A 2,595-nucleotide genomic window follows, 5' to 3' on the forward strand; every position below is an offset into this window, starting at 1 on the left:
CGTCGTGCTGCGCCTGCGCGCCCCGGCCGCCGATCCGTTCGTCGTGCCGATCGCGACGCTGCTGACGGGCCTCGGGATCGCGATGATCTACCGGATCGATCTCGGCAAGGGGTGGGAGGGCTGGGACGCGTTCTCGCTGCGCCAGCTGGCATGGTCGGCGATCGCCATCGCCGCCGCCATCGCGATCGTCATCGCGCTGCGCAACTACCGCGTGCTCTTCCGCTACACGTACGTCTTCGGTTTCGCGGGCATCGCGCTGCTCCTCCTCCCGTTCGTCCCGGGCCTCGGCGTCGAGGCCGGCGCCGACGTGTGGGTGTCGGTAGCGGGGATCTTCTCGTTCCAGCCCGGCGAACTCGCCAAGATCGCCCTCGCGATCTTCTTCGCCGGCTATCTCGTCCGCACGCGCGAGTCGCTCACCTCGGTCGGCACGCGGTTCCTCGGCATCACGTGGCCGCGAGCGCGCGAGCTCGGCCCGCTCCTCGTCATCTGGCTGGTCTCGCTCGGCATCATCGTGATGCAGCGCGACCTCGGCACCGGCCTCCTGATCTTCGGCATGTTCGTCGCGATGCTCTACGTCGCGACCGGCAAGACCAGCTGGGTGCTCATCGGTGTCGTGCTCGCCGCCGGCGGCGCGTGGGTGGCATCCCGATTCCTTCCGTACGTGGGCAACCGGTTCACGATCTGGCTGGATGCCTTCAACCCCGACCTGATGGACGGCGCCAGCTATCAGCTGGTCAACGGCATCTTCGGCATGGCCAACGGGGGCCTGCTCGGCACCGGCCTCGGCCAGGGGCGGCCGTACCTCACGCCCGTGTCGGAGAGCGACTACATCCTTCCCGCACTCGGCGAAGAGCTCGGCCTCATCGGCGTGTTCGCGATCCTCTGCCTGTACATGGTGTTCACGAGCCGCGGCATCCGCATCGGCCTCGCCGGCCAGGACGACTTCGGCAAGCTGCTCGCGACCGGACTGTCGTTCACGATCGCCCTGCAGGTGTTCATCATGGTGGGCGGGGTCACGCGGCTCATCCCGCTGACCGGTCTCACCACGCCGTTCCTCGCCGCGGGCGGATCGTCGCTCGTCGCGAACTGGATCATCGTCGCCCTGCTGCTGCGCATCTCGGATGCCGTCCGCAGCCGGCCCCGGGTGGTGATCGGCTGACATGACCAAGGAACTCCGGCGCCTCAGCATCCTGATGCTGGTCATGTTCCTCGCCCTCTTCGGATCGGCGAGCTGGATCCAGGTGGTGCAGTCGGACGCGCTGGCGGCGAATCCCGCCAACAAGCGGTCCCTGTACGACTCGTACGAGGTCCAGCGCGGCTCCATCATCGCGAGCGGGTCGGCGATCGCCTCGTCGGTGCCGTCGGACGACGTCTACAGCTGGCAGCGTGTGTACACGGATGCCGCCATGTGGGCGCCGGTGACGGGCTACATCAATCCCGCCCTCAACTCGGCCACCGGCATCGAGCAGGCGATGAATCAGGAGCTCAGCGGCACGGCGGGCTCGCAGTTCCTCTCGCGGGTCGAGCGCATCTTCACCGGACAGCCGCCGCGCGGATCGAACGTCGTGCTCTCGCTCGACGCCGACGTGCAGCGCGCCGCGTTCGAGGCGCTGGGCGACCTGCAGGGCGGCATCATCGCGATCGAGCCATCCACGGGGCGCGTGCTGGCGCTCGTGACCAGCCCGAGCTACGACACCAACGTGCTCGCCTCGCACGACACCGACGCCGTCAATACGGCGTACGACCAGCTGGTGTCCGATCCCGGCCAGCCGCTGTCGGACCGCGCGATCGCGGGCGACCTCAATCCGCCCGGCTCGACGTTCAAGCTCGTGGTGGCGTCCGCGGCCCTGGCATCCGGCGACTACACGCCGCAGTCGACGCTGCCCAACCCGGCGCAGTACCAGCTGCCGCAGTCGAGCAGCATCGTGCACAACGCGAGCGGCGGCGCGTGCGGTCCGGGCGACACCGTCACCCTCGCCGACGCGCTGCGCCTCAGCTGCAACATCCCGTTCGCGGAGCTGGCGGTCGAGCTCGGCGACACCGCGATCCGCGAAGAGGCCGAGAAGTACGGGTTCAACCAGACGTTCGACATCCCGCTCACCTCGACCGCCTCCGGCTACCCGCGCACCATCCAGGACGACGCGCAGACGGCGCTCAGCGGGTTCGGGCAGGGCCAGGTCACCGCCACGCCGCTGCAGATGGCGATGGTGGCCGCCGGCATCGCGAACGGAGGAATCGTCATGAACCCCCGCATGGTGGACCGGGTGATCGGCCCCGACCTCTCGGTGCAGAAGACGTACGACGACACCGAGTTCGGCCGTGCTCTCGACACTGCGCTAGCCAACGAACTGGTCACGATGATGGTCGCCAATGTCAGTGACGGTGCGGCGTCGGGTGCAAGAATAGACGGCGTCGACGTGGCCGGAAAGACGGGCACTGCGGAGAGCACGGGCGACGAGCCGTACACGCTCTGGTTCACCGGGTTCGCACCCGCGCAGAACCCCGAGGTCGCCGTCGCCGTGGTCGTAGAGGACGGCGGCGGGCAAGGACAATCGGGAAGCGGCAACACGATCGCCGCTCCCATCGCGAAGAAGG

General features: G+C 68.6%; 2 protein-coding genes. Both read left to right on the forward strand.

The annotated features are described in order from the left end of the window. Window positions 1–1,159: FtsW/RodA/SpoVE family cell cycle protein (locus ACTHNQ_RS06290; protein WP_440332068.1), on the forward strand; the 1,159-nt coding region annotated here is incomplete at its 5' end. A 1-nt stretch (window position 1,160) separates the two neighbouring features. Further along, on the forward strand, window positions 1,161–2,595 hold a 1,435-nt coding region (locus ACTHNQ_RS06295; protein WP_440332070.1), incomplete at its 3' end, for a peptidoglycan D,D-transpeptidase FtsI family protein.

It is taken from the genome of Microbacterium sp., from assembly GCF_051953575.1.
Classification (GTDB): domain Bacteria; phylum Actinomycetota; class Actinomycetes; order Actinomycetales; family Microbacteriaceae; genus Microbacterium.